Annotated in this window: 28 protein-coding genes; 13 read left to right on the top strand and 15 right to left on the bottom strand. The window is 73.6% G+C overall.

The features are described 5' to 3' along the window. The first annotated feature begins 7 nt into the window (after positions 1 to 7). A complete protein-coding gene (locus tag IRY44_RS06340) occupies positions 8 to 1189 on the top strand; it encodes a threonine synthase (RefSeq protein ID WP_194799534.1) in 1182 nt (393 codons plus the stop codon). Positions 1190 to 1225: 36 nt separating this feature from the next. Here IRY44_RS06340 and IRY44_RS06335 read toward each other — a convergent pair whose 3' ends face one another. Continuing rightward, a complete protein-coding gene (locus IRY44_RS06335) occupies positions 1226 to 1618 on the bottom strand; it encodes a cupin domain-containing protein (RefSeq protein ID WP_013284343.1) in 393 nt (130 codons plus the stop codon). A 249-nt stretch (positions 1619 to 1867) separates the two neighbouring features. Further along, positions 1868 to 2149, bottom strand: a complete 282-nt coding sequence (locus IRY44_RS06330) for a hypothetical protein (protein ID WP_228531612.1) — start codon at positions 2147 to 2149, stop codon at positions 1868 to 1870. A gap of 404 nt (positions 2150 to 2553) precedes the next feature. On the opposite strand from IRY44_RS06330, the gene IRY44_RS06325 reads away from it, so the two are divergent. After that, positions 2554 to 3570 (top strand): beta family protein, encoded by a 1017-nt coding sequence (locus IRY44_RS06325; protein WP_194799532.1) that lies wholly within the window; start codon positions 2554 to 2556, stop codon positions 3568 to 3570. Between the two features lie 2 nt (positions 3571 to 3572). Here IRY44_RS06325 and IRY44_RS06320 read toward each other — a convergent pair whose 3' ends face one another. Further along, positions 3573 to 3854: an iron-sulfur cluster biosynthesis family protein gene (locus tag IRY44_RS06320; RefSeq protein WP_047894073.1), complete on the bottom strand. Its 282-nt coding sequence runs from the start codon at positions 3852 to 3854 to the stop codon at positions 3573 to 3575. 317 nt (positions 3855 to 4171) lie between these two features. On the opposite strand from IRY44_RS06320, the gene dacB reads away from it, so the two are divergent. Beyond that, positions 4172 to 5755: a D-alanyl-D-alanine carboxypeptidase/D-alanyl-D-alanine-endopeptidase gene (gene dacB, locus IRY44_RS06315; protein ID WP_194799531.1), complete on the top strand. Its 1584-nt coding sequence runs from the start codon at positions 4172 to 4174 to the stop codon at positions 5753 to 5755. Between the two features lie 21 nt (positions 5756 to 5776). Here dacB and IRY44_RS06310 read toward each other — a convergent pair whose 3' ends face one another. The 5 genes from IRY44_RS06310 to IRY44_RS06290 all read right to left on the bottom strand — a co-directional run bounded on the left by IRY44_RS06310 (position 5777) and on the right by IRY44_RS06290 (position 10286). After that, positions 5777 to 6088 (bottom strand): hypothetical protein, encoded by a 312-nt coding sequence (locus tag IRY44_RS06310; protein ID WP_194799530.1) that lies wholly within the window; start codon positions 6086 to 6088, stop codon positions 5777 to 5779. A gap of 87 nt (positions 6089 to 6175) precedes the next feature. Then, positions 6176 to 7081 (bottom strand): hypothetical protein, encoded by a 906-nt coding sequence (locus IRY44_RS06305; RefSeq protein ID WP_269696219.1) that lies wholly within the window; start codon positions 7079 to 7081, stop codon positions 6176 to 6178. Between the two features lie 125 nt (positions 7082 to 7206). Further along, a complete protein-coding gene (locus IRY44_RS30615) occupies positions 7207 to 8115 on the bottom strand; it encodes a hypothetical protein (protein WP_228531611.1) in 909 nt (302 codons plus the stop codon). 1080 nt (positions 8116 to 9195) lie between these two features. Then, complete coding sequence (locus tag IRY44_RS06295; protein ID WP_194799528.1) at positions 9196 to 9648, bottom strand: pyridoxamine 5'-phosphate oxidase family protein; 453 nt, start codon at positions 9646 to 9648, stop codon at positions 9196 to 9198. Between the two features lie 44 nt (positions 9649 to 9692). Then, positions 9693 to 10286 carry a pentapeptide repeat-containing protein gene (locus IRY44_RS06290; RefSeq protein WP_194799527.1) on the bottom strand — a complete coding sequence of 198 codons (594 nt, stop codon included), beginning with the start codon at positions 10284 to 10286 and terminating at the stop codon, positions 9693 to 9695. A gap of 57 nt (positions 10287 to 10343) precedes the next feature. Between IRY44_RS06290 and IRY44_RS06285 the strand changes: the two genes are divergently transcribed. Both IRY44_RS06285 and IRY44_RS06280 read left to right on the top strand, forming a co-directional pair. Beyond that, entirely contained in the window at positions 10344 to 11576 is a 1233-nt protein-coding gene (locus tag IRY44_RS06285; RefSeq protein WP_194799526.1) for a serine hydrolase, read from the top strand. A 55-nt stretch (positions 11577 to 11631) separates the two neighbouring features. After that, complete coding sequence (locus IRY44_RS06280; protein WP_194799525.1) at positions 11632 to 12273, top strand: NAD(P)-dependent oxidoreductase; 642 nt, start codon at positions 11632 to 11634, stop codon at positions 12271 to 12273. A gap of 16 nt (positions 12274 to 12289) precedes the next feature. On the opposite strand, the gene IRY44_RS06275 is transcribed toward IRY44_RS06280, so the two are convergent. Then, the gene (locus IRY44_RS06275; RefSeq protein ID WP_030272926.1) at positions 12290 to 12754 is read right to left on the bottom strand and encodes a PPOX class F420-dependent oxidoreductase; all 465 of its coding nucleotides are present in this window, start codon (positions 12752 to 12754) and stop codon (positions 12290 to 12292) included. A gap of 32 nt (positions 12755 to 12786) precedes the next feature. Next, entirely contained in the window at positions 12787 to 13428 is a 642-nt protein-coding gene (locus IRY44_RS06270; RefSeq protein WP_194799524.1) for a hypothetical protein, read from the bottom strand. Between the two features lie 257 nt (positions 13429 to 13685). On the opposite strand from IRY44_RS06270, the gene IRY44_RS06265 reads away from it, so the two are divergent. Further along, positions 13686 to 14465 carry a D-Ala-D-Ala carboxypeptidase family metallohydrolase gene (locus tag IRY44_RS06265; RefSeq protein WP_194799523.1) on the top strand — a complete coding sequence of 260 codons (780 nt, stop codon included), beginning with the start codon at positions 13686 to 13688 and terminating at the stop codon, positions 14463 to 14465. Between the two features lie 186 nt (positions 14466 to 14651). On the opposite strand, the gene IRY44_RS06260 is transcribed toward IRY44_RS06265, so the two are convergent. From IRY44_RS06260 to IRY44_RS06250, 3 genes are all read right to left on the bottom strand, one after another. Then, positions 14652 to 15194, bottom strand: a complete 543-nt coding sequence (locus IRY44_RS06260; protein WP_194799522.1) for a hypothetical protein — start codon at positions 15192 to 15194, stop codon at positions 14652 to 14654. Positions 15195 to 15302: 108 nt separating this feature from the next. After that, positions 15303 to 15998 carry a response regulator gene (locus IRY44_RS06255; protein ID WP_370584885.1) on the bottom strand — a complete coding sequence of 232 codons (696 nt, stop codon included), beginning with the start codon at positions 15996 to 15998 and terminating at the stop codon, positions 15303 to 15305. Next, the gene (locus IRY44_RS06250) at positions 15971 to 17209 is read right to left on the bottom strand and encodes a sensor histidine kinase (RefSeq protein WP_194799520.1); all 1239 of its coding nucleotides are present in this window, start codon (positions 17207 to 17209) and stop codon (positions 15971 to 15973) included. The genes IRY44_RS06255 and IRY44_RS06250 overlap by 28 nt, the downstream gene beginning before the upstream one ends. 132 nt (positions 17210 to 17341) lie before the next feature. Between IRY44_RS06250 and IRY44_RS06245 the strand changes: the two genes are divergently transcribed. The 4 genes from IRY44_RS06245 to IRY44_RS06230 all read left to right on the top strand — a co-directional run bounded on the left by IRY44_RS06245 (position 17342) and on the right by IRY44_RS06230 (position 21268). Continuing rightward, on the top strand, positions 17342 to 18241 hold the full coding sequence (locus IRY44_RS06245; RefSeq protein WP_194799519.1) for an ABC transporter ATP-binding protein: 900 nt from the start codon (positions 17342 to 17344) through the stop codon (positions 18239 to 18241). Then, a complete protein-coding gene (locus tag IRY44_RS06240; RefSeq protein ID WP_194799518.1) occupies positions 18238 to 19023 on the top strand; it encodes an ABC transporter permease in 786 nt (261 codons plus the stop codon). Before IRY44_RS06245 ends, IRY44_RS06240 begins: the two co-directional genes overlap by 4 nt. 2 nt (positions 19024 to 19025) lie before the next feature. Next, on the top strand, positions 19026 to 19730 hold the full coding sequence (locus IRY44_RS06235; protein WP_194799517.1) for a hypothetical protein: 705 nt from the start codon (positions 19026 to 19028) through the stop codon (positions 19728 to 19730). A gap of 116 nt (positions 19731 to 19846) precedes the next feature. Beyond that, complete coding sequence (locus IRY44_RS06230; protein WP_194799516.1) at positions 19847 to 21268, top strand: amino acid permease; 1422 nt, start codon at positions 19847 to 19849, stop codon at positions 21266 to 21268. A gap of 13 nt (positions 21269 to 21281) precedes the next feature. Here IRY44_RS06230 and IRY44_RS06225 read toward each other — a convergent pair whose 3' ends face one another. Beyond that, positions 21282 to 22376: a serine hydrolase gene (locus IRY44_RS06225; protein WP_194799515.1), complete on the bottom strand. Its 1095-nt coding sequence runs from the start codon at positions 22374 to 22376 to the stop codon at positions 21282 to 21284. Positions 22377 to 22408: 32 nt separating this feature from the next. Then, positions 22409 to 22921, bottom strand: a complete 513-nt coding sequence (locus IRY44_RS06220) for a helix-turn-helix transcriptional regulator (protein WP_269696211.1) — start codon at positions 22919 to 22921, stop codon at positions 22409 to 22411. 158 nt (positions 22922 to 23079) lie between these two features. On the opposite strand from IRY44_RS06220, the gene IRY44_RS06215 reads away from it, so the two are divergent. The 3 genes from IRY44_RS06215 to IRY44_RS06205 are packed head-to-tail and all read left to right on the top strand — an operon-like array spanning position 23080 to position 26418. Continuing rightward, positions 23080 to 23895: a CDP-alcohol phosphatidyltransferase family protein gene (locus IRY44_RS06215; RefSeq protein ID WP_228531609.1), complete on the top strand. Its 816-nt coding sequence runs from the start codon at positions 23080 to 23082 to the stop codon at positions 23893 to 23895. Beyond that, positions 23892 to 25649 carry a sulfatase gene (locus tag IRY44_RS06210; RefSeq protein ID WP_194799514.1) on the top strand — a complete coding sequence of 586 codons (1758 nt, stop codon included), beginning with the start codon at positions 23892 to 23894 and terminating at the stop codon, positions 25647 to 25649. Before IRY44_RS06215 ends, IRY44_RS06210 begins: the two co-directional genes overlap by 4 nt. A gap of 13 nt (positions 25650 to 25662) precedes the next feature. Beyond that, on the top strand, positions 25663 to 26418 hold the full coding sequence (locus IRY44_RS06205) for an FkbM family methyltransferase (protein WP_194799822.1): 756 nt from the start codon (positions 25663 to 25665) through the stop codon (positions 26416 to 26418). Positions 26419 to 26424: the final 6 nt, after the last annotated feature.

The following is a 26424-nucleotide window of genomic DNA, read 5'->3' as shown; positions in this document are numbered from 1 at the left end:
GACCACCGTGCACCTGACGCACCTGGAGTGCCCGCGCTGCGGCAGTGAACACCCGGCCGACGTGTTGCAGAACCTCTGCGGCTGCGGCTCGCCGCTGCTGGCCCGCTACGACCTCGCCGCGGTGGCCGCCACCGTCGCGCCGGAGCAGTTCGGGCTGCGCCCGGCCGACCTGTGGCGTTACCGGGAACTGCTGCCGGTGGCCGACCCCCGGTGCGTGACCACGCTGGGCGAGGGCTGGACGCCGATGTGGCGCGCGCCGGCGTACGGCCACGAGATCGGCATCGCGGATCTGATCGTCAAGGACGAGGGGCTGACGCCGACCGGTTCGTTCAAGGCGCGCGGCGCGTCGGTGGGCGTGAGCCGGGCCCGGGAGCTGGGCGTGCGGCGGATCGCCATGCCCACGAACGGCAACGCGGGAGCGGCCTGGGCCACGTACGCGGCGCGGGCCGGGATCGGCGCGACGATCGCCATGCCGCTGGCCGCGCCGACGATCTGCCGCGAGGAGTGCCTCGCCGCGGGCGCCGACCTGCGGCTGATCGACGGCCTGATAAACGACGCGGGCCGGGACGTCGCCGAGCTGATCGCCGGGTCGGACGGCGGGATCTTCGACGCCGGCACGCTGCGCGAGCCGTACCGCCTCGAAGGCAAGAAGACAATGGGGTACGAGATCGTCGAGCAGCTCGGCTGGCAGGTGCCCGACGTGATCGTCTATCCGACCGGCGGTGGCGTCGGGCTGATCGGCATCCACAAGGCGCTGCACGAGTTGCGCGAGCTGGGCTGGGTGGAGGACCGGCTGCCCCGGCTGGTCGCGGTGCAGTCCACCGGGTGCGCGCCGATCGTGCGGGCGTTCGCGGCCGGCGAGGAGCGCGTCACCCCGTGGGAGGACGCCCACACCGTCGCGTTCGGCATCACCGTACCCGCGCCGCTCGGCGACGAGCTGATCCTGTCCGCGCTGCGGGAGAGCGCCGGCACCGCGATCGCGGTGGACGACGCCGAGATCCTCACCGACCTGCGCGACTTCGCCGCCCGGGAGGGGCTGCTGCTCTGCCCGGAGGGCGCGGCCTGCCTGACCGCCGCCCGGCACCTGCGCGCGGGCGGGTGGATCCGGCCCGGTGAGCGCGTGGTGGTGCTGAACACCGGGGCCGGCGTCAAGTATCCGGGGCTGGTGCACAGCGGGGCGCCCGTCTGACAGGCGAGATCGTGGCGCCCCGCTCGAGACGTGCGGTCAGGAGGTGGGCGGCTCGTCCTCGCCCGCCTCCTCGGCGGCGTCCGCCTCCTCCTTCGTCTTGTGCACCGCGCCGTCGGCGTGCTCCGGCGGGCCGTAGACGGTGTAGAGCACCAGCGGGTTCGGCCCGGTGTTGACGAAGTTGTGCTTCGTGCCGGCCGGTACGACCACCAGGTCGCCGGAGACGACCTCCTTCTTCTCCCCGGCCACCCGCGCCTCGCCGGTGCCGCTGACGAACGTGAGGATCTGGTCGATGCCCTCGTGGACCTCCTCGCCGATCTCGCCGCCCGGCGGAATGGTCATGATGACCAGCTGGGTGTGCTCTCCGGTCCAGAGCACGCGGCGGAAGTCGGGACTCTTCTCGGCGACTGTCGCGATCGTGAAATGCTCCATGGCCCGCTCATACCCCGATCACGCGCCCGCCACGCCGGGAGTCGCAGATGGTGGAATTCCCCACGCCGATCCGGTTTGGATGCCCGGAGAAGGGGCATGTGCTGCCGACAAGACCGGTGCGGGCTGGACCGGTCGAGCCAGGTCCCCGCCGGCGTACCGCCGTACGGCTGCGGTGGTGGGAGACGGCCGGAGCGCGGCGACGTTACGACCGGAGGTCGTGCGGCGCCGTGCGCTCGTTCGCGGGTCCGGTCAGGCCAGCACGGCCAGGTGGAACGGGCGGTCCGCGTGCCCGCTCGCGCCGTGCGTCTCGACGAACACCGCGTTGGCGATGCCCGAGCGTGGCGCCACCGTGATGACGCCTTGCGGTACCAGCCCGCTCGCCGTCGCCGGGCCGACCGTCCCGACGTACGCCGCCCCGGCCACGTCCTGGTCGAACGCGACCTGGTACATCCCGGCGGCGAGCCGGGTGGCCGAGGTGGCGCCGAGGCCCCGGACGAGCCGCCCGTTGGCGTCGACAACGGCGAACAGCATGCGCGCGGTCGGCGGTAACCCGACCGGTGAACACGAGTTGATCTCGGTGTCGGCGCGCGCGGCATCCCGCATGCTCGGGATCGGCTGGCCGGTGGTTTCCCTCCTTGCCCTGCGGCTCGGCATGGTGATCCTCTCTCCCGCCGGTACGCCGGCAGGAGGCGTTCGTACACTTCCGGGCGATCGTCGGCGGTCCCCCTCGGTGATTCCGACGCTATGTCGGCGAAGCGCCCGGCAACCAGCCGGAGGACTGTCCGATCATTGACAGTGGACGGCTCTGAGCTGCGGAAACGTCGCCCTGACGATCGACTACGGGGTTCCCTCCACCGACCCCTGCGATGCCTGCTCCCGGAACCGGAGCCGACCGGAAACCATGACGCAGCGCAGTCGTCTGGCTACATTGAAGTATGGTGCCGCCGCTCCGAGGTCGACCTCCGGCCTACCGCCCGGTGCTTGCCGCGCGGCGCGGGGAACTGGAGGCGCTGACCCGGCTCGACGACGCCTCCGCCGCGCTGCTCGCACCGATCCTCGACGTTCCGGCCGACGCGCCGTCCATCGTGGATGCGCTGAATCGGCTGCCCGACGGCCTGCTGCCCGCCGTCGACGTGTCGGCGCTGCCGGACGGCGCGGACCACGATCCGGCCCGCTGGGGCGTACCGCTGGTGCCGGTCATCGGTCTCGCGGACAGTGACCGGCGGCTGGCCGCGCACGGCGCGGCGGCCCGGGCCTGGGCGCACCACGCGGTGGTCCGGTTGCGGGTCGGCCCGGACCGGGCCGGACCGGACGCCGCGACGGCGGCGGCGGAACGGGTGTGGCGGGTGACCGGGCTGCTGCCCGAGCAGTGCGATCTGCTGCTCGACGCGGGGGACGTGTGCTGCCAGGCCGACGTGCGGCTGGCCGAGCCACGGGTCCGGCGGGCGGCGCACTGGGCTCGGCGGCACGCCTGGCGCTCGGTCACGGTGGCCGCGGGCGGAATGCCTCCGTCGCTGTCCCAGCTGCCGGTGGACGAACCGGTGCGGCTGGACCGCTACGACTGGTCGCTCTGGCGGCGCCTGGCCGACCTGGGCCTCGGATACGGCGACTACGGCGTCTGCTGCGCGGTACGGGACGCGGACGAGCCGGGCGACCGGACCCCGACGCTGCGCTGGGCCGCCGACGACGCGTGGTGGGTGTACCGCTGGTCGCGGCGGGGCGGGCGGGGCGACGATCGCTTCGCCGACCTGTGCCGCACGCTCACCACAGCGCCGCACTGGTCACCGGCCGGGGCCGGCTTCTCCTGGGGCGACCACGAGATCGTCCGGCGGGCCCGGCGGGGTGCGGGCGCGGGCTCACCGGCCAACTGGATCGCGTGGAGCACCTCACACCATCTGGCGCACGTGCTGGCCGCGCTGGTCCGGCCGGAACCGGACCAGCGGGCCGGCTGAGCTCACTCCTTCTCGGTGAACCCGAACTGGACCACGCCCTCCTCGTCGACGACCGCGTCCACAGACGTGTCGTTGAGCAGCTCGGCCGCGTCCGAGTCGAGGAAGATGCGCGCCCCCTCGGTGTCCACCACCTGGTCGCCCTGCACCGGCTGCGGCACCAGCTCGATCGAGAGCGAACCGGCGTCGGTGTCGGCGGCGATGCGCAGCCCGCCCGCGTCGGCGACGTCCTGCTGGGCGGCGAGGTCGCGGATCACCAGGACGGCGTTGTCGGTCATGGTCAGCATGGCTGAACTCCTCATGGCTGGATGTCGGGTTTCGCGGGCGACACGGCCCACGCGGTCGGCTCGCGACCCGGAAGCGGGCGAGACACGGTCCCGCCGCGCTGGAAGCAGGGCGGTTCCCCGGCCCTCACCCCCACCGTGCCCGCTGCCAGGTCATCCGTCAAACGGAACCCGGCGATCGGCCGCTCCCCGGTGAACAGGTGTTTTCCCCGGTCCGTACCGGGAACACCGAGGGGTTTGCGGTGCCGGCGTCGGCAGCCGCAAATAACCTTTCGCTCCGGAGCCTTTCCCGCAGGAAATCTCCGTGGCAGCATCCTTCCATGCATCGACGCCTATTCCCCCGGGCGCTCGCGGTGCTGGCGCTGGTCGCCACCGCGGCCGCCGCCGGCACCACCACCGCCACCGCCGAAGCGCCCACCCCCGCGCAGACCCGGCTGAACGCCACAATCGACGCGGTCCTCGCCGACAGCCGGCTCGACGGGGCGCAGGCGGGCGTGGTGGTCGTCGACACCACCACCGGCCGTACGCTCTACGACCGCAACGGCACCCGGCGGCTCATCCCCGCCTCCAACACCAAGCTGCTCACCTCGGCGGCGGCGATGGAACTCCTCGGCCCGGGTCACCGCTTCACCACCGAGGTCAGCGCCGACGGGACGCGCCGCGCCGGGATGCTCTCCGGTGACCTCTACCTGCGTGGCGGCGGCGACCCCACCATCCTCGCCGCCGACTACGACCGCCTCGCGCAGCAGGTCGCCGCGGCGGGTGTACGCGTGGTCGCGGGCGATCTGGTCGCCGACGACACCCGCTACGACAGGGGCCGGCTCGGTCCGGACTGGACCTGGGACGACGAGCCCTACTACTACGCCGCGCAGGTGTCCGCGCTGACGGTCGCCCCGGACACCGATTACGACGCGGGCACCGTGATCGTGCACGCCACCCCCGGCACACGGGCCGGCGCACGGCCGAAGATCTCCATGACCCCGGACAACGGCTGGCTGCGGATCGACAACCGGGCCGAGACGGTCGCCGACGGCGAGACCACCATCTCCTTCGAACGTGAGCACGGCGGCAACACGGTGGTGGTGACCGGCCAGATCGCGGTCGGCCAGGCCGCCGAGAGCGACTGGGTGACCGTGTGGGAACCGACCGGGTACGCCGCCGACGTGTTCCGCTCCGCGCTGCGGCGGCACGGCGTACGGGTGCTCGGCCGGACCGTGCTCGGCACCGCCACCCCGGACACGGCCAAGCCGCTCGCCCGGCACGACTCGATGCCGCTGGCCGACCTGATGGTGCCGTTCCTCAAGCTCTCCAACAACGGTCACGCCGAGGTGCTCACCAAGGAACTGGGCCGACAGCTGTCCGGGGCCGGCACCTGGGCCGCCGGGCTGTCCGCGATCAGCGGGTACGTGGGTGACGCCGGAGTGGACACCGGCACGCTGCGCCAGCGCGACGGGTCCGGCCTGTCCCGGCGCAATCTCGTCCCGCCGGCCCAGTTCGTCACGCTGCTCTCGGCGGTCCGCGCCGAACCGTGGTTCGACACCTGGTACGCCGCGCTGCCGGTGGCCGGCAACCCGGACCGGTTCGTGGGCGGGACGCTGCGCAGCCGGATGGGCGGCACCGCCGCCGCGAACAACGTGCACGCCAAGACCGGCAGCCTGACCGGCGCGTCGGCGCTCTCCGGCTACGTCACCGACGCCGACGGACGGCTGCTCGCGTTCTCGATCGTGCTGAACAACTACCTCACCTCGTCGGTGAAGGGGCTGGAGGACCAGATCGCCATCGCGCTCGCCTCGTACACCGAGAAGGAGACGGCGACCGCTCGGCGGGCCGTGCCGGTCGCGCCGGAGTCGCCGCGCGTACCGGAGGGGCGAGAGTGCTCCTGGGTGAAGCCCGCGCTCTGCTGACCGGCCCGGCCGCCCCGGTGCTCAGGCGCCGGGGCGGTACGGACGCGGGTCGGCGGCGGGGTCGCCGCGCTCGACCAGCGCGTCGATCTCCGCCGACGGCAGTCCGCGCAGGGTGAGCACCCGGCGGCCCCACACGTGCAGGCGGCACGGGTGCGGGCTGGCGTCGTTGCGGCAGATGGTCCCGCCCGACCAGGCCCGCGGAGCGTGCACCACCACCGCCCGCACCGCGAACTGGACGTCCTCGACCGTCACGTACGGCGGCATCGGGATCTCGCGCAGCACGTCACAGTCGGTGCGCGGGCGGGCGGGGACGACGGGGGCAGGGCCGGTCATCGGTCGGGCCTCCACAGAGGATGGTCGGACGGGACAACGGAAACGTACGACGCCCGGCCGGGTACGCGACGGACAAACTGTCCCCGCTCAGCGCAGCGCCACCGCCTGCAGGCTGACGTTGCCGCAGTCGCCCAGCGACTCCTCCACCGTCCAGCTCATCAGCAGCCGCGCGCCACGCGAGGCACGGAACTTGATCGTGAACTCGGCGGTGAGCGCCGTGTGCGGATCCTCCATCCGGAGCGTGGTCACCGGGCCGCCGCTGGAGACGCGCACGTCGAGGCGGCCCCGGGCCATCCAGAGTCCGGCGTACAGACGCACCGTGCGCTGCTGCCCGTCAGCGGCCACCGACAGGTTGAACCCGCTGCCCCGATGGCAGGTGTAGAGGCCGGACATGGTGCCGCTCGCCGACGCGACCGGGTTGCCGTCACGCCACGCGTACGCCTCGGGGTTGTTGCTGAAGCTCTCCCGCCGCCCCCGGCCGCCCTCGTCGCGGATCTCGCCGGAGCCACCGCGCTTGCGGACCGTCCGGTCGGCGCCGGTGAGCCCCCAGTGGACCCAGTCGGTGGGCCCGGCGGCGGTGAGGTCGACGGTGGCGGGAACCTCGGCGCGGGTCACGGTGACGGTCGGCGGGAGCGCGGGCGTCGGTGACGGTGACTGCGTGGACGGCGACGGGCTCGGCGACGGCGGCCGCTGCCGGGGACGCAAGCCCGGGTTGACCACCGTGTCGTCGGCCTCGTTCGGCAGCCCGACCCGCCCGGGCGGTGCCACCGGCACTCCGGCGTGCTCCTCGCGCGGCGCGTCGTGCCGTTCGACGCCCAGGTAGACGGCCAGCGCCGCCAGGCAGAGTAGGGCGGCCAGCCCTTCGAGCATCAGCCGACGCCGGCGGCGCAGCCGGCGCAACGCGGACCGGGTACGCGGCAGGCCGTGCCGGTGTGAGCCGGGGCCGGTACGCGGACGGTCCTCCTGGCCCACCACACCCTCCACTTCGGTCACGACACCGCCGGATACGACAGGTGTGCGACGGGCTTCACGGTGTCACCGCATGGCCCTTTGCGCCATATGTCGAGTGACGGGCGTTTCCAGTTCGTTACCTGGCGACCGCTCGCCGGACCGGCCGCTCAGCCTACCGTGATCGCCTGCAGCGCCACCCCGTCGTTCTGGCCGCCGGTCACGGTCAGGGCCTGCCACCTGATCAGCAGCCGCTCCCCCGGGGCCGCCCGGAAGCGGATGACGTACTGGTAGAAGCGGTCGCCCGCGGCGAGGGCGACCTCGCGGACGGCGGGGTCGCCCCCACTGGACAGCGACAGGTCGAGCCGCGCACCGGCCGAGAAGGTGCCGACGAACAGCCGGACCGTACGCAGATCCCCGCTCCCGGTCACGCCGAGCGTGAAGCTCTTCCCGGCGCCGCGCTGGAAGACACCCGCCCGGGCGCCCTCCTGACGCGCCGTCGGCGTGCCGTCGGTCCACTGCAGGTCACAGGCGCCCGCGTTGTGCTCCAGCCGCTCGCCACCCGGGTCCTGGATCTCGCCGCTGCCGCCCGCCTTGCGGTGGAAGCTGTCCGCGCCGGTACCGCCCCAGTGCCGCCAGTCCCGCGTACCGAGGTCGGTGAGCGACAACGACCCCGGCAGCGGTGCCAGGTCCACGTCGAGCAGCGGCCCGCCGGGCGAGACCGGGTCGCCGGTGACCGGCGCGACCGGCGCCCGATCGCCGGGTGCCTGCACAGTCGGTGCCGCCACCGGCGCGGTCTCCCGCGGGGGTGACGCGGGCGACCGGACCGCGTACGCCAGCGCCGTCACCAGCCCGGTCACGGCCACCGCTGCCAACACGGCGCGCCGGCGTCGACGCCGGGCCCGGGCCGCCGCGACCCGGGTGACCGGGGCATCGACCGAGGGCCGGGCCGGGTCGGGCGTCCGACTCAGCCCGGTCCGCGCCGCGTCGCGCAGCCGGACGCTGATCCCGCCGGTCAGGTCGGCGAGGCGCGCCGTCAGACTCTCCGAGGCGGAGTGCCGGCCCGGCCGCGCTTCCACCTCGGCCGGGCCGTGGGCGGCGTCTGCCGGATCGTGGGTGATGCCTGCCGGGCCTGCCGGGCCAGGCGCGGCCGCTGGCGACCTCGCCGGGCCGTGGGCGGCTCCTGCCGGGCCGTCCGGATCGTGGGTAGTGGTGCCCGGCCGGATCGGCGGCGAACCGGACAGGTGCAGTCCGATCGGCGCCGGCCCGACCAGCGGAAGCCGGCCGCCGGGCGGATTCGGACGCGACTCGGGGCCGGCCGGCGCAGCCGCTCCGGAGATGAGTGGTCCCGGGCCGATCGAACCCGGACCGATCGGTCCCGAAGCTTGCACACCCAGGCTGAGCCGACCCGGAGCTTGCACACCCGGCGCGATCGGACCCGAAGCGAGCGGGCCCGGGGTGAGCGGGCCCGGGGCGGGCGGGGGCGGCGCCGGCAGGCTGGGTGCGGGCATGTCGGTCGGGAGCGGACCGGCGGCCGGAAGGTCGGAAGCCGGCGGGCCGGCGGCGCGCGGAGGCGGCCAGACAGCGGTACCGGGCGGATCCAGGTCGAGCGGCGGCACCGGATCGTCCGCGTCGGAGGGTGAGCGCTCGACGTCCGGGGGCATCACCGGCCGGGATGCGCCGGGGTCGGTGTCCCCGGGCAGGCGGCGTGGACCGGTAGGGCGCTCGGGCGCGTCCGTCGATTCGTCCGGCGTGGGCAGCCAACCCCCGACTCGGATTCCGGTCCGCGCGATGTCGTCCTCAGCCACCGACCCTCCTCGGCCACCGGCGGCGAGCGGCCCGGCCCCGTGGCTCGCCGTAGGGAGGATGACACAGAACGCGATCTTGGAGAAGGTCATCGGCCCCCGCAATTCCCACGCACCACCCCCCGCCAGCCCCTCCCGCGGACAAGATCTTGGAAGAATATGGCCCCCATAGGGGCCATTTCCTACCAAGATCTCCCCCGGCCCGACGCGGCAGACGCACCCGCCCTCGCAAACCCCGTTGATCATGATGTTGGCGGGGACATTTCGGGCACGGAGTGCCGTCAACTTCATGATCGACGGGAGCAGGCGCGGGCGGGCGACGGGAGCAGGCGCGGGCGGGCGGCGGGCGGCGGGTCAGTGGCGGGTTCGGTGTTGGCGGCCTCGGGTGGGGTGCCAGCTCTCGATCACGAGGTGGTCGGGTGGGTCGCCGACCCGGGTGAGCACCACCTCGGTCAGCTCGATCCGGAAGCGGTGCGAGCCGTCCTCGGCGGGCGGCTCCTCGTGCGCCCGGCCGGCGATCTTCGCGTCCCCGTCCCAGGCGGACGGGTCGTCCGGCGGGGTGTCCTCGGTCGGGCTGTGCAGCGCCACTCGAGGGTCACGCAGCAGGTCACGCGCCTTGAGCGCGCCGGCCATGCTGCCCAGCCGCAGCTGTCCGTCGTCGCCGAAGTCGAACTCGGTGCCGCTGATCCGCAGGGAGCCGTCCCGCCGCAGTGTCGCCATCGTGCCGTGTTTGCGGACCGCGAAGCGGGCGCGCACCCGCGCCGCGAACTCGGGCTCCGCCGTCACCAGATCGGACCACCATGTCATGTGCCCGAGTGTGTCCGGAAAACCTGACAACCCGCGGCGCCTTTTCAGCCCACCTGGAAACCGAGCACCTGGGCCAGCATCACCGCCTGCTCGGCGTCGATCCGGGCGCCGGAACGCTGCACCGCCGTCGGATCGAGCGCGGACAGGTCGCTGCCGCGCAGGTCGGCCCGGATCAGCTTGGCGGCGTGCAGCTGGGCGCCGGAGAGGTCCACGCCGGTCAGCGTCGCGCCGGTGAGGTCGGCGCCGGTCAGGTCGACCTCCCGCATCCGTACGTCGGTGATCCGCGCCCCGCGCAGGTCGGCCCCGGCGAGCGTGACGAAGGACCAGTCGCCCCGGTCGACGCGCAGCGGGCGCATGTCGCAGCGGTCGAACGTGCTGCCGACCAGCTTGCAGCCGGTGAACTCGGCCTCGAAGAGGTTGCATTTGCTGAACGAGCACCTGGTGAACGCCGAGTCGGTGTGCCGGGAGGCGTTGAACGCCACGTTGCCGAACACGCAGTCGGTGAAGACCGCGCCGCGGCTGACCGCCTCGGTCAGGTCGACGTGGAAGAACTCGCACCGCACGAAGTGCCGGTCGGCCAGCTCCTCGGCGTACCAGTCCTGCTGGCGGTAGGTGACGTCCTCGACCGGCTCGGGCATGCCACCGACCCTAGTGACACTTCCCGGCCGCGGGTACCGGCGGGTAGGTTCGCGGTCGTGAGTGTCACGGTGAGCACCGACCCCGGCCACGTCGGCTTCGATCCCGCCCGGCTGGCGCGGATCGACGATCACTTCGCCCGGTACGTCGACGACGGCCGGCTCGCCGGCTGGCAGATCGTCGTCAGCCGGCGGGGCGAGATCGCCCACTCCTCGACGTACGGGCTGCGGGACCGGGAGGCCGGTACGCCGGTCGAGCCGGACACGCTCTGGCGCATCTACTCGATGACCAAGCCGATCACCTCGGTCGCCGCGATGATGCTCTGGGAGGAGGGCCGGTTCGAGCTGAACGACCCGGTCAGCCGCTGGCTGCCGGAGTTCGCCGACGTGCGCGTCTACGACCGGGGTTCGGTGCTCAAGCCGTACACCGTGCCGGCGGTCGAGCCGATCCGGATCTGGCACCTGCTCACCCACACGGCCGGCCTGACGTACGGCTTCGCCCAGGTCTCGGTGGTCGACGGCCTGTACCGGGCGGCGGGCTTCGACCTGGGCGTGCCGGCGGGCGCGGACCTGGCGGCGGCCTCGGCCGGGCTGGCCCGGCTGCCGCTGCTGTTCCAGCCGGGCACGAGCTGGAACTACGGCGTCTCCACCGACGTGCTGGGCCGCCTGGTCGAGGTGATCTCCGGGCAGTCGCTGGACGCGTTCTTCGCCGAGCGGATCCTGGGTCCGCTGGGCATGACGGACACCCGCTGGTGGGTGGACGCGGCGGACGCGAAGCGCCTGGCCGCGCTCTACGCCCCGCACCCGGCGACCGGGCAGGCGGTACGCGCCGACGGGGTGGGCCGGGCCGCGCTGGCGGAGCCGACCTGGCACTCCGGCGGCGGCGGGCTGGTCTCCACGGCGGCCGACTACCACCGGTTCACCCAGTTCCTGCTGCGCGGCGGCGAGCTGGACGGCGTGCGCCTGCTCGGGCCGCGGACGGTGCGCTTCATGACCCGCAACCATCTGCCGGGCAACCGGGACCTGGCGTCGTTCTCGCCGGAGGGCTTCGCCGAGACGATCCTCGACGGGATCGGCTTCGGGCTGGGCTTCGCGGTGGTGCTGGACCCGGTGCCGTCGCGGGTGCCGAGCAGCGTCGGCGAGTTCTACTGGGGCGGACTGGCCAGCACCGCGTTCTGGGTGGACCCGGTCGAGGAGGTCACCGCGTTGCTGTTCACCCAGCTGATGCCGTCGAGCACGTACCCGCTGCGCAGCCAGTTGCGCCAGCTCGTCTACTCGGCGATCGTCGACTGAGCCGGTTCGGCGGAACGTCCCGCCGTCCCCCGGTGGGCTGCCTAGCCTGTGAGGCATGAGCGACATCGTCGTGTTCGGCGCCGGCGGGACGGCAGGTTCGCGGATCGCGGCCGAGGCGGTCGAGCGGGGGCACCGGGTGACAGCGGCGGTGCGGCGTCCGGAGGCGGTCGGCTATCTACCCCCCGGCGTACGCACGGTGACCGGCGACGCCACCTCGGCGCGGAGCGTACGCGAACTGGCCGAGGATGCGGACGTGCTGGTGGTGGCCATCGGCGGTGGCGAGCGGGAGCTGTGGCGCGACGCCGCGCGGACGCTGGTCGACACGTTGCGTGAGTTGCCGGACCCACCGCGGGTGATCCACGTCGGCGGCGGCTCGACGCTGCTCACGCCGAAGGGCACCCGTTACCTGGACGAGCCGGACTTCCCGGAGGAGTACCGGGACTCGGCGCACGGCCAGGCCGACGCGCTGGAGTTCTACCGCACCAGCGCGGACGGGGTGACCTGGACGTACGTCTCGCCGCCGCCGCTGGAGTTCCACCCGGGTGAGCGGACCGGGCACTACCGCACCGGCACCGACCACCCGGTGACCGACGCGCAGGGCCGTTCGGTGCTCACCTACGAGGATCTGGCGGTGGCGATCGTCGACGAGATCGAGGATCCCCGGTTCGGCAACGCCCGGTTCACCGTCGCGTACTGACCCGGCGCGTACCGGTTCAGTCGGCCAGCCGGGCCGGGAAGCCGCCGGTGGCGATCGGACCCCACGACTCGATCGTGACGCGGATCAGCGACTTGCCCTGCGCGACCATCGCCGACCGGTACTCGTCCCAGTCGGGGTGCTCGCCGGAGATGCTGCGGAAGTATTCGACCAACGGCTCCAGCGCCTCGGGCAGGTCGAGCACCTCGGCCACGCCGTCGACCTGCACCCACGGGCCGTTCCAGTCGTCGGAAAGCACGCACGCGGAGACGCGCGGGTCGCGGCGGATGTTGGCGACCTTGGCGCGCTCGGGATAGGTGGAGATCACCAGACGGCCCTCGGCGTCCACGCCGCAGGCCACCGGGGAGGACTGCGGACGACCGTCGGAGCGGGTGGTCATCAGCACGACGTGGTGGCGGGGGCGGAGGAACTCGATCAGGGCGTCCCGGTCGACCCGGGTGTTCTTCGCGATGCTGCGTGCCATGCCCTCGGTTCTACCAGGCACGCCCGTCGTTCTCAGCGTGGACGCCCTGCGGACCGCTGCGCCGGGACCTGCTCCGGCACGCGCGGGCGCGCCGAGGGCCGCCAGGCGCGGCCGTTGGCGTAGATGACCCGGAAACCGAGGTACGCGGCGAGCGGTGCCCAGTGCGCCGAGCGCATCCGCACCTCGGCGGCGTTGTGCCGCTGACCGTTGGCGAGCACGTCGAGCAGCACCGTCTCGAAGGCGGCCGACTCGACCCAGTCCACCTCGCGGGTGAAGCCGCAGATCAGGGCCGCGCCGGTGACGTCGAGGAACTCGCGTAGCGTGGCGTCGGAGGCACGCAGCACCGAGCAGCTGCCGAAGTAGAGGCGGCGGCCCTCGCAGCGGCCGGCCATCCGCTCGGCCACGTCCGACAGCTCGACCGAGTCCCAGTCGGTGAGGCAGAGCCGGCTCGGCTCGCCGTGCATGGCGAAGAAGCCCACCCGGTGGTCCGCGTACTGCTTGAGCAGCCACCTGTCGACGAAGTAGAACAGCTCGTCACGGGTGGCCGCGTCCTTGTGGATGTAGCGGATGCGGCCGAGTCGTTCGAGCAGGTCGAGCGTGGGCAGGACGGATCCTCGTTCGTTGAGGTCGCGGTGCCACTGCCCCTCGACGCAGAACACGCCGCCACGCGCCAACGCCCACCTCCCCGCCCGTCGAGGTCGCCGCCCGGGTCCGGGAGCAGACGTTACCGCTCACCTCCGACGGGCGACACCCGGCGGCGCGTACGCAAACAGGCAGTATTCACAGCTGATATCCAGCAAACGACCGATGTGAGAACAATTTCGGCTAATCACCACGAAGAATCCTCGCACCTGTCACGGTGAGAGAGACGGGACGTACCGGTCGATGTGCCCGTCCCATCCCAGTTCCGCTCTGACATCAGGAGGACTCTGTGCGCGTCAACACCCTGAAGCGGGCGGCGGTCGCGTTCGCGCTGGCCCTGCCCGGCGCCGCCGTGGCGACAGTCGTGGCCGCGCCACCGGCGCACGCCGACGGCTGCTACACCTGGAAGCGGACGCTGTCCCAGGGAAGCTCCGGCGCCGAGGTCCGGCAGCTCCAGATCCGGGTGGCCGGCTGGGCCGCGTACGGCGGCATCGTCCGGGTCGACGGTGTGTACGGCCCGGAGACGGCCGCCGCGGTCAAGCGCTTCCAGGCCGCGTACGGGCTGCGCGCCGACGGCGTGGCCGGACCGCAGACGTTCGCCAAGATCTACGACCTGCAGAAGGACAGCGACTGCACGCCGAAGCACTTCAGCTACGCCGAGCTGGACAACGGCTGCGGCAAGGGCGGGTGGGCCGGCGGCCCGCTCTCCTCGTCGGCCACCCGGGAGAACGCGCTGCGCACCATGTGGAAGCTGGAGGCGCTGCGGCGCAGCCTCGGCGACAAGCCGCTCTACGTGACCAGCGGGTTCCGCAGCATCGCCTGCAACCGGCAGGTCGGCGGCGCCGCGGACAGCCAGCACCTCTACGGCACCGCGGCCGACCTGATCGCCAAGCACCGCAGCCTCTGCGACATCGCCCGATCCGCCCGTGACCAGGGCTTTAGCGGCATCTACGGGCCCGGCTACCCGGACCACGACGACCACACGCACGTGGACTCGCGGCGGGAGAACAACCGGGACAAGGTGGCGAACACCAGGGACTGGTCCGCCCCGGACTGCGGAGTCAAGTGAGGCGGTGACGGCGGCCCGGCACGGGGGTGGGGGCTCCCCGGCCGGGCCGCCGTCGGCATGCTCCGGCACGACCGACGCCGCTCCGCGACGGGGCGTCTACGCGACCGGAACCGGGCGCCGGGCGTCAGCTCACCCCGGGCCGGTGGCCCGGAGGCAGGCGGTCCGCCCGGAACCGGGCGGCGGGGGTCAGCTCGCCCGGGGCCAGCGGGGCCGGGCGGTGGGAGCCGACCGGGCGGCGACGGGCCGCAGACCGGGCCGCACCGGTGGCGCGGCGACCCGCGGGACCGGACCGCGCGCCGCCTGAGCCGCGGCGGCGGGACGGGCGACCTGCCCCGGCACGGGCCGGCCGGCCTGACCGGGTACGCCCGGCCGCGTCACCTGTCCGGCCGGGCGGGCCACCTGCCCCGGGCCCGGACGGGCGCCGGACGGCCCGGTCAGCACGAACGGGAAGGGCACGTGCACGAACGGGTTGCCGTGCCGGATCAGCGCGTCGATCTGACGGTCGTTGAGACCGTGTGTCTCCAGCACGCGCCGGCCCCAGCGATGCAACCGGCAGGGGAACGACGACCCGTCGTTGCGGCACTTCGGCCCCGCGGGCCACTCCTCGGCGGCATGCACCACCACCGCCCGGACCGCGAGGCGGACGTCCTCGGGGGTCAACGGTGCCGGTACCGGCACCTCGCCCAGGATCTGGTCGATGGGATCCGTCGACTGCTCACCAACTCGCACGGCAGGCCTCCCGCAGCTCGGCAGCGGTACGGCGGAACGGCCGCACCACATCCTCGACCACTGGTACGGCCGGGAAACGGCAGCAGTTCAATCCCGCCACGCGGCGCGTCAGACCAGGCCGGCGTCCTGGACCAGCAGGGCCACCTGCACGCGGTTGTTCAGGTCGAGCTTCGTCAGCAGCCGCGACACGTACGCCTTCACCGTCGCCACGCTCATGAACAGCTCGGCGGAGATCTCCGCGTTGGTGCGGCCCCGGCCGAGCAGCACCGCGACCTCCCGCTCCCGCTCGGAGAGCCCGTCGAGCAGTTGTACCGCCCGCTCCCGTTTCGGGTCCGGGCTCGCCACCGGCGCGGTACCGGTGACGTGCGCGATGAGCTTGCGGGTCACCGCCGGGGACAGCGTCGCCTCCCCCGCCGCGACCCGGCGTACCGCCGCCACGATCTCGGCCGGCGGGGTGTCCTTGAGCAGGAAGCCGCTCGCCCCGGCGCGCAGCGCACGCAGCACCTGCTCGTCGGCGTCGAACGTGGTGAGCACCAGCACCTCGGGCGGTTCCGCTGTGGCACGCAGCGCCTCGGTGGCGGCCAGCCCGTCGACCCGGGGCATCCGGATGTCCATCAGCACCACGTCCGGGGCGTACGCGGCGACCGCCGCCGGCACCTCGGCGCCGTCGGTGGCCTCGCCGACCACCGCCAGGTCGGGTACGCCGCCGAGGATCATCGACAGCGCGCCTCGGACCAGCGGGTCGTCGTCGACGATCAGCACCCGCACCGGCGCGCTCACCGGGTCGCCGCCCAGGGCAGCCAGGCGGTCAGCCGGAACCCGCCGTCGGCGTCCCGCCCGTGCTCGAGCCGGCCACCGGCGAGCGTGACCCGCTCGGCGATCCCGACCAGCCCGGTGCCGGCACCGGGAATGGCGGTGGGCGACGCGCCCACCGGCCACGGGTTGTGGAGCTCCACCGCGAGCCCGTCCCCCGGGCCGCCAGCGAGCCGGACCGTCACCACCGCGCCCGGTGCGTGCTTGCGGGCGTTGGTCAGCCCTTCCTGCACGATCCGGTACGCGCTGCGCCCGATCGCGGCGGGCACCGCCTCCGGCTCGATCACCTCGTCGACCACGGCGACCCGTACCCCGGCGTCGCGGCTCTCGGCGACCAGCGCGGGCACGTCGGCCAGCGTGGGCTGCGGCCGTTCCGGCGTGGCCTCGGAGCCGACCTCGGCCCGCAGCACGCCGATCACCTCGCGCAGGTCCTGGAGCGCGGCGTGCGCGCTGGCCCGGATAACCCCGGCCGCCCGCGCCACCTCCTCCGGCGGCGCGTCCGGCCGGAACTCCAGCGCGCCCGCGTGCAGGCTGAGCAGGGAGATCCGGTGGGCGAGCACGTCGTGCATCTCGCGGGCGATCCGGCCGCGTTCGAGCTGCCGGGCCTGGTCGAGCCGGAGTTGCTGCTCGGCCTCGGCCCGCTCGGCCCGGTCCCGCAGGGACAGCACCAGCTGGCGGCGGGCGCGGACGAACAGCGCCCACGCCACCACCACGCAGATGAACAACGCGGTCCAGATCACCGAGCCCCAGAACGGCATCGTCGGGTCGGGCCGGACCGCGAGGTAGACCGGCAGGCTCAGCAGATTCCAGCCGACCAGGGCCAGGCCCACCGGTAGCGGCCGGTGCACGAGCACGGTGAACGTGATGATCAGCAGCGCCGCGCCGGAGGTGACCGAGAAGAGCGCCAGCGGCGCGGTGGCCACCGCCAGCCCGACCGGCCAGCGCCGGCGCAGCCAGAGCGCACCGCTGACGAGCAGGCCGACGAGCACGTCGACCTCCTCCAACCAGGCCGGACCGGCGTTGAGCCCGAACTCCGGGGTGGCGCTGGTGACGTCGCCGTGTGCGAGCAACACCCAGAGGATCGCGATCACGAACACCACGCTGTCCACGAACCAGTCCCGCGGCGTCCGCCGGGCGGCTCGGGCGGGCACCAGGGAGCCCGGCAGGAGCCAGGGATGATCGGGTACGGCGGCGCTGGTCACCAGTCCATGCTAGGAAGCCTTCCGGCCCGGCTACCAGCTACCAAAGTCGACGCCTGCGGTGAACCGAGGTCGACGGCGGCGCCGACCGCCGGCCGCAGCGCGTGACCGGGTGGCCCCGGCAGGCTCGACGGCATGATCGAAGTCGACCAGCTCACCAAGCGGTACGGCCCGCACACCGCCGTCGAGGACGTCACGTTCCGGTGCGAACCGGGTTCGGTGACCGGTTTCCTCGGGCCGAACGGCGCCGGGAAGTCCACCACGATGCGGATGATCTGCGGGATGACGCCGCCCACCTCGGGCGGCGCCACAGTCGGTGGCCGCCCCTACCGGCAGCTGCCCAACCCGGGGCGGGAGATCGGCGTGCTGCTCGACGCCTCGGCGCAGCACGCCGGGCGGACCGGCCGGGAGACGCTCACGCTCGCCGCCCGGACCATGGGCGTGGACCGAGGTCGGGTGGCGGCGGCACTCGACCAGGTCGGCCTGAACGACACCGCGGCCCGGCGCCGCGTCGGCGCGTACTCCCTGGGCATGCGGCAGCGGCTCGGCCTGGCGCTGGCGCTGCTGGGCGACCCCCGGGTCCTGATCCTGGACGAGCCGGCAAACGGCCTCGACCCGGAGGGGATCTTCTGGATGCGCGGCCTGCTGCGCGACTTCGCCGACCGGGGCGGCACGGTGCTGCTCTCCTCGCACCTGCTGCGCGAGGTGGAGGCGGTGGCCGACCGGCTGGTGGTGATCGGCGGCGGCCGGGTGGTCGCCCAGGGCGGCAAGGACGAGCTGCTCGCCGGCGCCGGCACCCTCGTGCGGGCCCGCGACGCGCACGCCCTGCGCCTGACGCTGGATCGGGCCGCGCTGCCCGCCACCGCCGGCACCGACGGCGGCTTCGTGGTCCGGGCCGAGCCGGGCGAGGTCGGCCAGGCCGCGGCGGACGCCGGACTGGTCCTCACCGAGCTGCGCCCGGCCGGCAGCGGCGGCCTGGAACAACTCTTCCTCACCCTCACCGCCGGCGCGTCGACCAAGGAGGCCGTCCGATGACCACCGCCACCCGTACCCCCGCGCCGCCGCGTCCCGAGGCCGCCGTCGCCGGACCGACGCTGGCCCGGCTGACCGCCGTCGAACTGCGCAAGCTCGCCGACACCCGGGCCGGACGCTGGCTGCTGATCACGATCGGGCTGATCGCCGCCGTGATCGTGGTGGTGCAGCTGTTCGTCGTGGACGCGGCCGACCAGACGTTCACCGCCTTCTTCACCCCGTCGCTGCTGCCGGTCGGGCTGCTGCTGCCGGTGCTCGGCATCCTCTCCATCACCGGGGAGTGGTCGCAGCGCAGCGCGCTCACCACGTTTGCGCTGGTGCCGCGCCGGGAACGGGTGATCGTCGCCAAACTCGTCGCGGTGGTGCTCGCCGCGCTCGCCTCGGTGCTGGTCAGCCTGGCCGTCGCCGCCGTCGGCACGCTCGCCGCCCGCGCCACCGGCGGGGCGGGCGCCTGGACGTTCGACTGGCAACTGCTGCCGCACGCGGCCGTGTTCCAGGTGGTGAACGTGCTGATGGGCGCCGCCTTCGGCCTGCTGCTGCTGAACACGCCGCTGGCGATCGTCGCCTACCTGCTGCTGCCCACCGTGTGGAGCCTGCTCGCCGCGATGATCTCGGCGCTGCGCGAGCCGGCCCGCTGGCTGGACACCTCGTACACGATGGAGCCGCTGCTCGGCGCCGAGATGACCGGCGGGCAGTGGGGCCGGCTCGGCGTCTCGCTCGCCGTCTGGGTGCTCCTGCCGCTGGTCGCCGGTCTGGTCCGCACCATGCGCCGGGAGGTGTCCTGACCGTGGCCGCCCGGCAACCCGGCGAGGACGTCGTGGTCGACGGCGGACGCGGCGAGCTGGTGTTGATGTGGGCGGGATTCCCGCTGCTGGGGGCAGGTCTGGGCGCCGGGCTGACCGCGCTGTCCGGCTGGATCGCCGGGCTGTCCTGGTTTCCGTTCCAGGGCCTGTTCGAGCTGCTCGCCCGGTGGCCGGACGAGCGGTCGTACCCGATCGGGGCCGCTGTGGGCCTGCTCGGCGGCCTGTTCCTGGCGGTGGTGGCGGTCCGCGAGCGGCTGACCGTCACGGTCGGGCACCGGACGGTACGGCTGCACCGCGACGGGCACGGCCGGGAGCTGGCCCGCGCCGACGTGGCGGGGGTGTTCGTCGACGGAAAGGCACTGGTGCTGCTGGACACCGCCGGTGGCGAGCTGGCCCGGGAGAAGTCCGACCTGGACACCGAGCGGCTGCGGGAGGCGTTCACCAGGCAGGGCTGGCCGTGGACCGGCCAGGACCCGCACCGGGACGCGTACCGGCGGTGGGTGGAAGGGCTGCCCGGCCTGCCGCCCGGCGCGGACGCCCTGCTACGCGCCCGGCAGCGGGCGCTCGACGGCGGCCACGACGCCGAGACCCGGGAGCTGCACGGGGAGCTGGCCCGGCTCGGCGTCGTGGTCCGCGACGAGGGCAAACGGCAGTACTGGCGGCTGGTGGCCGGCCCACCGCCGGGCTGACCGCCGCGGTCGCGCTGCGATCTTCGCGCCGAGCATCTACGTTCGTCCATACGGGTGCGGCTCGCCGGACGGCGGCGGCCCGGCCGGAGTACGTCGGTGCGACGGGAGGAACCGGCATGGCCGTGGGACAGGGCATCTTCCGGCGCAAGCCGGTCGAGCAGATCGCCGACGAGACCGACGCGGGCCTCTCCCGCGAACTGGGGTTGTGGCAGCTCACCGCGATCGGGGTCGGCGGCATCATCGGCGCGGGCATCTTCGCGCTGGCCGGGGCGGTGGCGAACGAGACCGCCGGCCCGGCCGTGCTGGTGTCGTTCCTGATCGCCGGTCTGGCCAGCGCCGCCGCCGCGCTTTCGTACGCGGAGTTCGCCGGCATGATCCCCAAGGCCGGGTCGGCCTACACCTACGGGTACGCGGTGCTGGGCGAGGCGGTCGGCTGGTTCATCGGCTGGGACCTGCTGCTGGAGTACACGGCGATCGTCGCCGTCGTGGCCATCGGCATCTCCGGCTACTTCGGCTTCCTCGTCAACGAGCTGGGCGCGGACCTGCCGGCCTGGATGCTCGGCGCGCCCGGCACCGGCGACGGGCACCGGGTGGACCTGTTCGCGGTGGTGCTCTGCCTGCTCATCGCGTTCCTGCTGACCCGGGGCATCAAGGCCGCCGCGCGGTTCGAGACGTTCGTGGTGGGCCTCAAGGTCGCCGTCGTGCTGCTGGTGATCGTGGTCGGCTTCTTCCACGTGAAGACCGCCAACTACTCGCCGTTCTTCCCGTTCGGCGTCGGCGGCGCGATCACCGGCGCGGCCACCGTCTTCTTCGCCGTCTTCGGGTACGACGCGATGAGCACCGCCGCGGAGGAGTCACGGGACGCCCGCCGGCACATGCCCAAGGCGATCATCTGGTCGCTGGTCATCTCGATGGTGCTGTACGTGCTGGCCACGCTGGTGCTCACCGGCATGCAGAACTACCGGGACATCGACCCGGAGAGCGGCTTCTCCTCCGCGTTCGCCTCGGTCGGGCTCTCCGGACTGGCCAGTGTGATCGCGGTCGGGGCGATCATCGGCATCCTCACCGTGATGTTCACGTTCATGCTCGGCGTGACCCGGGTGTGGTTCTCGATGAGCCGGGACGGGCTGCTGCCCGGCTGGTTCGCCAAGGTCCACCCGGTACGCCGGGTGCCGACCCGGGTCACCTGGATCGTCGGTGTCGGCTCGGCGCTGATCGCCGGTTTCCTGCCGATCCGGCAGGCCGCCGAGCTGACGAACATCGGCATCCTGCTGGCGTTCGTGGTGGTGTGCGTGGCGGTGATCGTGCTGCGCTACCGCCGCCCGGACGCGCCGCGGACGTTCCGGCTCCCCGGCATGCCCGTGGTGCCGGCGATCGGCGTGGTGTTCTCGATCTGGCTGATCACGTTCCTCGACCCGGTGACGTGGCTGCGGTTCGGCGCCTGGTTCCTGCTCGGCGCGGTCGTCTACGCGCTGTACGGCTACCGCCGTTCGGCGCTGGCCCGGCGCGACGAGGACACCGCCGACCGGGCCCGCTGACCGCCGCGTCACCTCAGCCGTCGAGCAGTCGCAGGCCGATCGGGTCCACGTCGCGCGTGGTGTTGCCGAGCACCACCACGCCCCGGCCGGCGGCCCGGTCGAAGCCCAGGATCGCCCGGAAGCCAGCGGTTCCCCCGTTGTGCCAGACGATCTCCCGGTCGCCGTGCCGGCTGGTGAACCAGCCGTACCCGATCCGGCCGTCGTCCCCGGCGTCGAAGCGGGGCATGGCGGCGTCGGCGCCGGGGGCGGTGCCGGCGAGCATCGCGGCGGTGAGCCGGGCCAGGTCCTCGGCCGTGGACCAGATTCCGACGCCGGCCGGGGCGTAGCCCGCGCCCAGCCACGGGTCGGCGGCGCGGCCGGCGGCGGTGGCGCCCTCGGCCCGCCCGGCCGGCAGGTGCCCGGCCTCGGTGGCGGCCAGCGTGGCGGTCATGCCCAGCGGACCCAGCACGTCCCGGCGCAGCAGTTCCGGGTAGCCGACGCCGGCCCGGGCCGCCAGCGCCTGGCCGAGCAGCGCCGCGCCGAAGTTCGAGTAGGAGACGGTGCCGCGGTCTCCGCCCGGCTCGGTGTTCGCGGCGACGGCGACGATCCGGTCCACGTCGTAGCCGGCGTACGCGTTTCCGGCCGTGGACGCCGCCCACCACATGCGGATCGTCGCACCCGTGGAGTCGAGTGCCAGCCGGGGCAGCCCGGCCCGGTGACTGGCGAGTTCGGCGAGCGTGACGCCGCCGGCCGGACCGGTCACGCCGGGCAGGACGGCGGCCAGCCGGTCGTCGGGGTCGACCGCACCGGCCGCCACCTGCCGGGCCAGGAGCATCCCGGTGAGCGGCTTGGCGATCGAGCCGATCTCGAAGGGCGTGCCCGGTTCGACGGCCGGCCCGCCGCGCGCCCGTTCGCCGAGGCCCGCGACGCGGACCCGGTCGCCCTCGATCACGGCGACCGCGAGGCCGCGCAGCCCTTCGGTGTCGTCGACGGCGGCTCGGACCGTCGCGGCCAGGTCCGCGTCGCCTGTCTGCTGCGGGCCCAGGCGCGGTGGCCGGGGCTTCCGGACGGCGGCCACGGCCGTGGCGGCGAGGCCGGCGGCGACGGCGAGAACGATCGGGGTACGCATGGTGCTGCCTTCCGTCGGGGTGGATGTCCGGATCAGCGGCGGGCTGCGGTGAGGATGGCCAGCAGCGGCACCACCCGCTCGGGCGGGATGTCGTAGCGCCCTCGGGCACCGCTGCGCAGCCAGCCGGCGGCGGCGAGTTGCCGCAGGTGATGATGGAGCTGACCGGTGGTGCCGAGCCCGTCGAGGTCGGCCAGTTCGGCGGTGCCGTGCCGCCCGCCGAGGATCTCCCGCAGCAGCCGCAGCCGCACCGGATGCGCCAGCGCCGTAAGCGTGCCGGCCAGTGCCGCCCAGTCGTCGTCGAGCAGGTCGTCGACTGTGGAGCCGTACTGCCAGTCGTAGTGCCGGTCCCCGGTGCGGACAGTGCCGGTGTAGAGCACCGCCCCGGTGCCGTCGGCGGGTATCCGCTGTTTCAGGCCGCCGAGCGCCCAGAGGGCGTCGGCCGGCGCGACCTCGCCGGTCGCCGCGCCGGCTCCGGCGTCCCGCTCGCCGACGAGCCGGGCCACCTGGGCCTCCAGGGCCGCGAGCCGTTCCTCCACGCTTGCCACGGCAGCGATAGTACGGAAGTACGTACTTACGTGCAAACAAACAAACGTGCGGAGCTGCCGGTGCCGCTACTTCTGCTGGCGCGTTTCCGGTATCAGAACGAACTGTTCGGGCATGTTCTCCGTACACACGTGTGGTTCGTGACGTCTACCTCGGAGGCATGGTGTCCGCACTTCGAACTGATCCATTCGCGGGGGCGATTCTCCAGGTCGGCGTACTCGCGGCCCTGGCCGGCACGGTCGGCCTGAGCGCGTACGGCTGGCTTGCCGGTCTGCTCTTCGGGGTGGTGATGGTCGCGGCGCTCGGATACGGGCTGCGCCGCTCGGGCGCGGACCGGCTCGGGCCTGCGGACTGGGTGACGCTGACCCGGGCGACGCTCGCCGGTGGCGTTGCCGCGCTGACCGTCGACTCGTTCCGCGAGCCGATCGTGGTGCCGGTGCTCGTCGTGCTGAGCGCGGTGGCGCTGTCGCTGGACTGGGTCGACGGGCAGGTGGCTCGGCGTACCGGCACGGTGAGCGCGCTGGGGGCCCGGTTCGACATGGAGGTCGACTCCTTCCTGGTCCTGGTCCTCTGCGGATACGTCGCCGACCAGGTGGGCGCCTGGGTGCTGGTGATCGGCGCGATGCGGTACGTCTTCGTCGCCGCCGGCTGGGTGCTGCCCTGGATGCGCGGTTCGCTGCCGCCGCGCTACTGGCGCAAGGTGGTGGCCGCCACGCAGGGCATCGCGCTGGCGGTGGTGGCGGCGGGCGTCCTGCCCCGGCTGCTCGCAGTCGCGGTGCTTCTCGGCGCGCTCGCGATGCTCGTCGAGTCGTTCGGCCGTGACGTCGCCTGGTTGTGGCGGCACCGCGTACGGCCGGCGCCGCGCGCGCTCCCGGCCGCGCCGGTCTCCCCCGCACCGGCGGGTCACCGGCCCGAGTGGACGCCGGGCGTGCGGATCGCCCGGCAGCCCGCCGAGGTCGGCGGTCGGCACCGGTGACCGACCTGTCCCGCGCGGCGGACGACGACGCCGGCACCACGACCGAGGGCGACCGGGTCCCGGACCGCACCACTCCGGACACCGACACACGCGAGGACGGCGGCGCCCCGGACGCCGATACAGCCGACGCCCGGCAGACCGGCCGCCGGCGTACCCGGCGGGTGCTCGCCGCGATGGTCACCGCGCTGGCTGCCGTGCTCGTGCTGGTGGCACTCGTCGCGCCGAGCGAGGTCAACGAATTCACCCCCCGCGCGTTCCTGCGCATCCCGGTGGAAGGGCTGATCGGCGTCGCCCTGCTGCTGGTCCTGCCGCCGCGTCCGCGCCGGGTGGTGGCCACGATCCTCGGCGCGCTGCTCGGTCTGGTCCTCGTCCTCAAGGTCACCGACCTCGGGTTCTCGCTGGTGCTGGACCGCCCCTTCGACCTGATCGCCGACTGGACGTTCCTCGGCGCGGGCGCGGAGTTCCTGTCCGAGTCGTACGGCCGGACCGCCGAGGTGGGCGCGGTGGCGCTGGCCGTGGTCGCCGTCCTCGCCGTACCGCTGCTGGTGACGCTGTCGGTGCGGCGGCTGACCCGGGTGGTGGCCGGCCACCGGCGGGTCACCGCGCGCGCGACCACCGCGTTCGCCGCCGCCTGGGTGGTCTGCGCCGTGCTCGGCGCACAGATCGTGCCGGGCGTCCCGGTCGCCGCCGACACGGTGGCGTCCGGTCTCTACGACCGGGCCCGGCAGGTACGGGCGGGCCTCAACGACCAGGAGACGCTGAACACGCAGCTCGCCGGCGACCCGTTCCAGAACGTGCCGGGCGACGAGTTGCTGACCGCGCTGCGCGGCAAGGACGTGCTGTTCACGTTCGTGGAGAGCTACGGCCGGGTCGCGCTGGAGGACCCGGACCTCGCGCCGGAGGTGGACGCCGTCCTGGACGAGGGGACCCGGCAGTTGCGCGCGGCCGGATACGGCAGCCGCAGCGCGTTCCTCACCTCGTCCACCACCGGCGGCGGAAGCTGGCTCGCGCACGCCACCCTGATGAGCGGCATCCGGGCGGACAACCAGTTGCGCTACACCAACCTGGTCCGCAGCGACCACCTGACCCTCAACGGCGCGTTCAAGCGCGCCGGCTGGCGGACCACGCTGGTCATGCCGGCACTCACCCGGGCCTGGCCGGAGGCCGACTTCTTCTCCCCCGACCAGGTGTACGGGGTGAAGGAACTCGGCTACCGGGGGCCGCTGTTCAGCTTCTCCTCACCGCCGGACCAGTACACGCTGTCGACGTTCCAGCGCCGCGAGCGCGGACCCGGACATGCGCCGGTGATGGCCGAGATCCCGTTGCTGTCCAGCCACATCCCGTGGACGCCGGTGCCGCCGCTCGTGGACTGGGACGACGTCGGCGACGGCTCGGTGTACAAGGGGACCGCGCGCGCCGACCGCTCGGCGGAGGGCACCCGGGAGGCGTACCGGCAGTCGGTGGTCTACACGCTGCGCACGCTGATCTCCTACGTGCAGCGCTACGGTGACGAGAACCTGGTGCTCGTGTTCCTCGGCGACCACCAGCCGGCCCGGGCGGTCACCGGCGAGGGAGCCGGCAAGGACGTGCCGATCACCGTCGTCGCCAAGGACCCGGCAGTGCTCGACCGCATCGCCGGGTGGGGCTGGCAGGACGGCCTCAACCCCGACCCGCAGGCCCCGGTCTGGCCGATGGAGTCGTTCCGCGACCGGTTCCTGCACGCGTTCGGACCGAAGTCCACCACTCACAGTTAGGGATGTCGTGACGATGCTCGCGCGGGCCTGGGGGATCACCCGTTCCCTGGCCGTCTACCACGGACAGCCGGCCAAGCACCGGCGTGCCCGGCAGCTCTACGGGCAGTTCCTCTCCCCCGGCGACCTCGGCTTCGACATCGGCGCGCACGTCGGCGGCCGGGTCCGCACCTGGCGACGGCTGGGCGCGCGCGTCGTGGCGGTGGAGCCGCAGCCGGACTGCCTGCGGGTGCTGCGCCTGGGCTTCGGGCGGGACGCCGACGTGACGATCGAGCCGACGGCTGTCGGCGCCCGGTCCGGGAGCGCGCGGCTGGAGCTGTCCAGCGCGACTCCGACGGTGTCCACCATGTCGTCGTCGTGGATCGAGTCGGTCACCGCCGATCCGAGCTTCGCCGGGGTCCGCTGGGACCGGTCGGTCGAGGTGCCGGTGGTGACGCTGGACGACCTGATCGAGCGGCACGGCGTACCGGCGTTCTGCAAGGTCGACGTCGAGGGCTTCGAGGTCGACGTGCTGGCCGGGCTGAGCCGTCCGGTGCGCGGGCTGTCGTTCGAGTACCTGCCGCCCGCGCACGACTCCGCGCTGGCCGCGTTGGAGCTGGTGGAACGGCTGGGCGCGTCGGCGGGTGGCTACCGCTACAACTACTCGCCCGTGGAGACCATGCGGTTCGCCAGTGATCGGTGGCTGGACGCGGCCGAGCTGGTGCGCCTGCTGGAGACGTACCGCCCGGCCGGTCGTTCCGGCGACGTCTACGCCCGGCTGGCGGCCTCCTGAGCGGCG

Source organism: Micromonospora sp. ANENR4, from assembly GCF_015354395.1.
Lineage (GTDB): Bacteria > Actinomycetota > Actinomycetes > Mycobacteriales > Micromonosporaceae > Micromonospora > Micromonospora aurantiaca.
The sequence above is the reverse complement of the archived record's forward strand: the minus strand, read 5'-3'. Positions and strand labels throughout refer to the sequence as shown.

Bases quoted from the DNA above. Each gene is read 5' to 3' on its own strand.
- IRY44_RS06335 (WP_013284343.1), bottom strand. From the start codon at position 1,618: ATGGAGCATTTCACGATCGCGACAGTCGCCGAGAAGAGTCCCGACTTC.
- IRY44_RS06330 (WP_228531612.1), bottom strand. From the start codon at position 2,149: ATGCTGTTCGCCGTTGTCGACGCCAACGGGCGGCTCGTCCGGGGCCTC.
- IRY44_RS06325 (WP_194799532.1), top strand. From the start codon at position 2,554: ATGGTGCCGCCGCTCCGAGGTCGACCTCCGGCCTACCGCCCGGTGCTT.
- IRY44_RS06320 (WP_047894073.1), bottom strand. From the start codon at position 3,854: ATGCTGACCATGACCGACAACGCCGTCCTGGTGATCCGCGACCTCGCC.
- dacB (WP_194799531.1), top strand. From the start codon at position 4,172: ATGCATCGACGCCTATTCCCCCGGGCGCTCGCGGTGCTGGCGCTGGTC.
- IRY44_RS06310 (WP_194799530.1), bottom strand. From the start codon at position 6,088: ATGACCGGCCCTGCCCCCGTCGTCCCCGCCCGCCCGCGCACCGACTGT.
- IRY44_RS06295 (WP_194799528.1), bottom strand. From the start codon at position 9,648: ATGACATGGTGGTCCGATCTGGTGACGGCGGAGCCCGAGTTCGCGGCG.
- IRY44_RS06290 (WP_194799527.1), bottom strand. From the start codon at position 10,286: ATGCCCGAGCCGGTCGAGGACGTCACCTACCGCCAGCAGGACTGGTAC.
- IRY44_RS06280 (WP_194799525.1), top strand. From the start codon at position 11,632: ATGAGCGACATCGTCGTGTTCGGCGCCGGCGGGACGGCAGGTTCGCGG.
- IRY44_RS06275 (WP_030272926.1), bottom strand. From the start codon at position 12,754: ATGGCACGCAGCATCGCGAAGAACACCCGGGTCGACCGGGACGCCCTG.
- IRY44_RS06245 (WP_194799519.1), top strand. From the start codon at position 17,342: ATGATCGAAGTCGACCAGCTCACCAAGCGGTACGGCCCGCACACCGCC.
- IRY44_RS06240 (WP_194799518.1), top strand. From the start codon at position 18,238: ATGACCACCGCCACCCGTACCCCCGCGCCGCCGCGTCCCGAGGCCGCC.
- IRY44_RS06230 (WP_194799516.1), top strand. From the start codon at position 19,847: ATGGCCGTGGGACAGGGCATCTTCCGGCGCAAGCCGGTCGAGCAGATC.
- IRY44_RS06225 (WP_194799515.1), bottom strand. From the start codon at position 22,376: ATGCGTACCCCGATCGTTCTCGCCGTCGCCGCCGGCCTCGCCGCCACG.
- IRY44_RS06215 (WP_228531609.1), top strand. From the start codon at position 23,080: ATGGTGTCCGCACTTCGAACTGATCCATTCGCGGGGGCGATTCTCCAG.
- IRY44_RS06205 (WP_194799822.1), top strand. From the start codon at position 25,663: ATGCTCGCGCGGGCCTGGGGGATCACCCGTTCCCTGGCCGTCTACCAC.